The organism is Mesorhizobium sp. M4A.F.Ca.ET.020.02.1.1 (genome assembly GCF_004022645.1).
Lineage (GTDB): Bacteria > Pseudomonadota > Alphaproteobacteria > Rhizobiales > Rhizobiaceae > Mesorhizobium.
Genome location: NZ_RZOI01000388.1, coordinates 1 through 5683, shown reverse-complemented (window position 1 = coordinate 5683; position 5683 = coordinate 1). Strand labels below are relative to the sequence as shown.

At 64.2% G+C, this 5683-nt stretch carries 5 protein-coding genes and 1 pseudogene; 2 read left to right on the top strand and 4 right to left on the bottom strand.

Features of this window, described 5'->3' with window-relative positions; translation table 11 throughout:
- Positions 1 to 1603 (bottom strand): chaperonin GroEL (gene groL / locus EN742_RS21925; RefSeq protein ID WP_128333266.1); only part of this gene is annotated, 1603 nt, incomplete at its 3' end.
- A gap of 328 nt (positions 1604 to 1931) precedes the next feature.
- Between groL and EN742_RS21920 the strand changes: the two genes are divergently transcribed.
- Complete coding sequence (locus EN742_RS21920) at positions 1932 to 2429, top strand: GNAT family N-acetyltransferase (RefSeq protein WP_127406655.1); 498 nt, start codon at positions 1932 to 1934, stop codon at positions 2427 to 2429.
- Between the two features lie 152 nt (positions 2430 to 2581).
- Here EN742_RS21920 and EN742_RS21915 read toward each other — a convergent pair whose 3' ends face one another.
- Together EN742_RS21915 and EN742_RS21910 are read right to left on the bottom strand one after the other, a co-directional pair.
- Positions 2582 to 2944: an Imm8 family immunity protein gene (locus EN742_RS21915; protein WP_127406656.1), complete on the bottom strand. Its 363-nt coding sequence runs from the start codon at positions 2942 to 2944 to the stop codon at positions 2582 to 2584.
- A pseudogene (locus EN742_RS21910) lies at positions 2941 to 3622 on the bottom strand (IS1 family transposase). The gene EN742_RS21915 and the pseudogene EN742_RS21910 overlap by 4 nt, the downstream one beginning before the upstream one ends.
- A gap of 167 nt (positions 3623 to 3789) precedes the next feature.
- Here EN742_RS21910 and EN742_RS21905 point away from each other — a divergent pair.
- Complete coding sequence (locus EN742_RS21905; RefSeq protein ID WP_127406657.1) at positions 3790 to 4797, top strand: aldo/keto reductase; 1008 nt, start codon at positions 3790 to 3792, stop codon at positions 4795 to 4797.
- Between the two features lie 7 nt (positions 4798 to 4804).
- Here EN742_RS21905 and EN742_RS21900 read toward each other — a convergent pair.
- The coding region (locus EN742_RS21900) for a LacI family DNA-binding transcriptional regulator (RefSeq protein WP_148670187.1) at positions 4805 to 5683 on the bottom strand (879 nt) is incomplete at its 5' end.

Below are 5683 nucleotides of genomic sequence, written 5' to 3'. Positions count from 1 at the left end.
GCATCATGTGACCGCCCTCCTTCTTCGGCTTTTCCGCCACCATCGCCTCGGTGGTAACCAACAGCCCGGCGATGGAGGCGGCGTCCTGCAGGGCGGTGCGCACCACCTTGGCCGGGTCGATCACACCTTGGCCGTAGAGATCGCCATAGTCGCCAGTCTGGGCGTTCCAGCCGAAAGAGAATTGACCGTTCTCACGCAGCTTGCCGACGATGATCGAGCCTTCGGCGCCCGCGTTTTCGGCGATCTGGCGTACCGGCGTTTCCAGCGCGCGGCGCACGATCTCGATGCCGGTCCTCTGGTCGGGATTGTCGACGGCGATGCCGTCAAGCGCCCTTGCCGCTCTCAGCAACGCCACGCCGCCTCCGGGCAGGATGCCCTCCTCGACCGCCGCGCGGGTGGCGTGCAGCGCGTCGTCGACGCGATCCTTGCGCTCCCTGACCTCGACCTCGGTCGAGCCGCCGACGCGGATGACGGCGACGCCGCCGGCGAGCTTGGCCAGCCGTTCCTGCAGCTTCTCGCGATCGTAGTCGGAGGTGGTTTCGCCGATCTGCTGCCTGATCTGGGCAACGCGGCCCTCGATCTCGGGCTTGCCGCCGGCGCCGTCGACGATGGTGGTGTTCTCCTTCTCGACGGTCACTCGCCTGGCGCGGCCGAGCATCGCCAGAGTGATGTTTTCCAGCTTGATGCCGAGATCCTCGGAGATGACCTGGCCGCCGGTGAGGATGGCGATGTCCTCCAGCATCGCCTTGCGGCGGTCGCCGAAGCCCGGTGCCTTGACGGCGGCGACCTTCAGGCCGCCACGCAGCTTGTTGACGACCAGCGTTGCCAGCGCCTCGCCCTCGACATCCTCGGCGATGATCAGCAGCGGCTTCGCCGACTGCACCACCGCCTCGAGGATCGGCAGCAGCGCCTGCAAATTGGTCAGCTTCTTCTCATGGATCAGAAGATAGGGCTCCTCGAGATCGGCGCGCATCTTGTCCTGGTTGGTGATGAAATAAGGGCTGAGATAGCCGCGATCGAACTGCATGCCCTCGACCACTTCGAGCTCGGTCTCGGCGGTCTTGGCCTCCTCGACGGTGATGACGCCCTCATTGCCGACCCTCTGCATCGCCTCGGCCAGGAAGCGGCCGATCTCGGCATCGCCATTGGCCGAGATGGTGCCGACCTGGGCGATCTCGTCGTTGCGGGTCACCTTGCGGGCATTGGCCTTGAGCTCGGCGACGATCACTTCCACGGCCTTGTCGATGCCGCGCTTCAGATCCATCGGGTTCATGCCGGCGGCAACCGCCTTGTTACCTTCCTGGACGATGGACTGGGCAAGCACCGTCGCCGTGGTGGTGCCATCGCCGGCAATGTCGCTGGTCTTCGACGCCACTTCGCGCACCATCTGCGCGCCCATGTTCTCGAACTTGTCCACCAGTTCGATTTCCTTCGCCACTGTCACACCGTCCTTGGTGATGCGCGGCGCGCCGAACGACTTGTCGATGACGACGTTGCGCCCCTTGGGGCCGAGCGTCACCTTCACCGCATCGGCCAGAATATCGACGCCGCGCAGCATCTTGTCGCGGGCCTCGGCGTGGAATTTCACTTCCTTGGCAGCCATTGGAACCCTCCCTCCGCGAGCCTTCCCTTGTCAGGGCTCGCACGCTTATCGAACTAGTCGGGCACCAATGGGTTTCAAGGGCGGCAGCCGAGAATCTTTCAATCTGCCGGTGCTGCAACGCCCTGTAATCACGATGTTATTCAGGATCGCGCAAGCGCAGGACGGTCGGTCCCGAGGGCGGAGAGAGCTTGTGCGGCGCAGCATCGGAACAGTTCGCCGCGTCCACCCGTTCAGAAGGGGCCAGCGGCGCTGGCGAGCGGCCTTGCCAGGTGGGCGCTTGGGCTGCAGTAGTTGGCGTGCGCCGCGCCGGCGACAGAGGACGATGGCAATGGTCCAGATCAGGGCAATGACGAAAGGCGACCTGGCTGCAGTGTCGCAGTTGCTCGGCCAATCCTGGCGGCGGACCTATTCGCCGATCATGGGCGCGGAGACCACGGCGCGGCTTTCCGACGACAAGCACGCGCCGGACAAGCTGGCGGCGGAACTTGCAGACGACGACAAGATGTCCTTCGTCGCCGAGCGGCCCGACGGGTCGATCGCCGGCTACGCCATGGCGGCGATGGATGATCGCGGCGACGTCATGCTCGACCGCCTGCATATCGAACCGGAAGAGTACGGCAGCGGGCTGGCGACCGACCTCTTGCACGCCGTGCTCGCCGCCCATGCCGGCATCGCCTCGATCGCGCTCGAAGTGATCGAGGGCAACGACCGGGCGATCGCCTTCTATCGCAAGCACGGTTTCGAGGTGGTCGAGCGGCGACCCGCCGCGCACGGGGTCGGCGGCCATGCCTCGCTGATCATGCGCAGGCTGCTGCCGAGGGCGTGAGGCCCGGCGGGCATTGCCAGCGCGGCGGTGCGGGGGGGTCCTGTAGCGGCCGTCCGGCGTCCTTCGGCCGGACCCACCCGCCCGCCTCGCGTCCCTGCCAAGACAATCGCAGACTACGATCCTTGCCGTCGGGTAGTGTCTCAGTTTGAAATTCAGAGCTTGTATTCGAATTCCCATAGCCCGACCCGCGAAAGCTCACAGGCTATCTCATTCCAGCTATTGCCCTTAGCCGAAGCGCATCGAGCGATGAGAAATTTTTCCAGTTGAAGGTGATCGAACGTCCGCATGAAAATTACGCCTTCACCAGAAAAGGCCGCTTCTGTGTGGGACCGAAGAAACCATGCCGGCGAACACACCGTGGCCGTGAAAGCATCTGAGCCTTCTTTACCCTCTTCTCCCGCATAGAAATCAATGGTGAGCGAAAAATCAGTTGGATCAGACGGACGCCATGTAGAGAGATCGAACGCGAGCTTATCGGCGTCCACAATCCTATGACCCTTATACTCCGCTTTCATGAAACTCGCTTTTCCTGCTTCTTATAGGGACCGCGCTTGCCCGGCTTCGGCGCAACGGCGTCCATCTTCTCGCAAAGGTCTTCCATCGACCAGAGCGTCTGTAGATCGCGACCATGTGGACATGGTTGTCAAACTTCTTTGAGAAGGCATTGGTAAGGCGTGAAGCGACGGTTCGCCATGCGCATCGTGAGATTGGCGCGTTCGATATGCGATGTGCCGGGTTGCCTTCAACGCGCGTCTTGACGGCACCAGTGCAGACGGCGGGGCTATAGCGGCTCTCTGGCGACTTGTTGCTTTCCGGCTCGCCAGGTGCCCATCGGTCGTGAGCTGGACGCGGTTGGCAAGGCGGTCTTTCACGTCATCCATGAAGGTCAGCGATGTTCGCCGTCACGACCGCCAACCAGCCATGACACGATGAGGTTGGTATCGCTGTCCAAAGCGGTCCAGGTCCATACGTCGCCAGCGCCTTCGACCGGCTGCTTCATGGTCGAAACGTTCTTGGCTTTCGCGGCGACAAACGACCAGATTTCATCACATTGAATACGCTTGGAGGTGACGTTGCGAACTTCGCGGTCGTGCAGATCGGCGCAGAACTTGCCGACATCGACTGTTGATCGACACATCGGCAACGCGCGAGATCGACCGCATCGAACTACCCCCGTAGGCGGTTCCGCCTATGGGAGCAAACGCCGCGGGGCGCTATCGCCTAGCGATCAAATTCAAACTGAGACACTACCTGCCGTCGGCTTCCCTTGATCTCGATCAAGCACCTGCCTGTCCGGCTGGACGGCTTACCGCCCTGCCCTATAATTTAGCCGGATTGCACATTCGGCCGGAGAGAACACATGAGCCTGGGCAAGCGGAAACTCGGCAGCCAGGGGCTCGAAGTCTCGGCAATCGGCCTCGGCTGCATGGGCATGAGCCAGTCCTACGGCCCGGCCGACGAGGCGGAATCGATCGCCACGCTGCACCGGGCGATCGAGCTCGGCTGCACCTTCCTCGACACGGCCGAAGTCTACGGGCCGTTCGTCAACGAGGAACTGCTCGGCCGCGCGCTGAAGGGGCGGCGCGACCAGGTGACCATCGCGACGAAATTCGGCTTCGTCATCAAGGACGGCAGGCAGGACGGCACTGGCCGCGACAGCCGGCCCGAGCACATCCGCGAGGTGGTGGAGGCATCGCTGAAGCGGCTCGACACCGACCGTATCGATCTCCTCTACCAGCACCGCGTCGATCCTGCCGTGCCGATGGAGGATGTCGCCGGCACGGTCGGCGAGCTGGTGGCCGCGGGCAAGGTGCGCTTCCTCGGCCTATCGGAGGCCGGCATCGCCAACATCCGCCGCGCCCATGCCGTGCATCCGGTGTCGGCGCTGCAGAGCGAATACTCGCTGTGGGAGCGCAATCTCGAGCCCGAGATCATCCCGCTGCTTAAGGAGCTCGCCATCGGCCTGGTGCCTTTCGCGCCGCTCGGGCGCGGCTTCCTCGCCGGCGACGTCAAGCGCGCGGAAGACTACCCGGAAGGCGATTTCCGGCGCGGCGACCCGCGCTACCAGGGCGAGAATTTCGATGCCAATGTCGCGGCGGCGAGCGCGGTGCGCGACGTGGCCGCCGCCAGGGGCGTGAAGCCCGGCCAGATCGCGATTGCCTGGCTGCTCGCCAAGGGCCCGGAATTCGGCATCGACATCGTGCCGATCCCCGGCACCAAGCGCCGGACATATCTGGAGGAGAATGTCGCTGCCGCCGACATCGGGCTTGACGCCACCGAGATGCTGCTGCTCGACATGGCGCTGACACCCGACAGGATTTCGGGGCCGCGCTACAACGAGCGGACGATGTCGATGGTGGATCGGTAGGCCTGTTTCACGCCGAGCTGCGCAGCATCAGCTCGGCGTTGAGCAGGATGCGGGCGTCACCGCGCTTGGCCGAGGACTTTTCGTCCAGCCGCTCGAGCAGCAACTCGATCGCCAGGCGGCCGATCTCGTTGTAGTTCTGCGCCACCGTCGTGATCGGCGGGCAGGCGTAGCGCGACAGCGGATGGTCGTCGTGCCCTGCGACCCTCAGATCGCAATCGGCGCCATGTCCCACCTTGAGGCCGAGCTGGAAGGCGGCGCCGAGCACGCCGAAGGCGACGCGGTCGTTGGCGCACAGCACGGTCCTGGTCGAAAAGCCGCCGGCCTTCAGGATGCGCGTCGCCTCGTCAAAGCCGAACTTCTCGAAATCCCAGGAGCGCGCGTCCTCGACCGGCACGATGCGCGGCGTCATCTTGAACTGCTGCATGGCCTCGACATAGGCCTCCTGCCTGGCCGAAGCGTTGTTGTTGACCAGCGGCATGGCGAAGTAGCAGGGCGGCTCGCCGGAGCGGCAGAGATAGTCGACGATCAGCCTGAAACTCTGCCGGTTGTCGGTGCCGACGAAGGAGGAGGTCTCGTCCAGCGGCGAGTCGACATAGATCAGCGGGATCGAGGCGCCGAGCTCAGCGAGGATCCGGTGGTGCGAGCGCACGCCGAGCGGCGCGATGATGGCGCCCGCGATGTTCATCGAGCGGAACGTCTGGATCGCCTGGTCCTCCATCTCGGCGCGCCCGTCGGAGGACAGCACGAAAGCCAGGAAGCCGGCCTCGTTGGCGATCAATTCGATGCGGCGCGTCAGCGCCATGTAGAACGGGTCCGTCGAATTCGGGATGATGACGCCGAGGATGTTGCTGCGGCGCCGATTGAGGTTGACCGCGAACATGCCTGT

Excerpts from the sequence above, each read along its gene's own strand:
- EN742_RS21920 (WP_127406655.1), top strand. The coding sequence starts at position 1,932 with ATGGTCCAGATCAGGGCAATGACGAAAGGCGACCTGGCTGCAGTGTCG.
- EN742_RS21915 (WP_127406656.1), bottom strand. The coding sequence starts at position 2,944 with ATGAAAGCGGAGTATAAGGGTCATAGGATTGTGGACGCCGATAAGCTC.
- EN742_RS21905 (WP_127406657.1), top strand. The coding sequence starts at position 3,790 with ATGAGCCTGGGCAAGCGGAAACTCGGCAGCCAGGGGCTCGAAGTCTCG.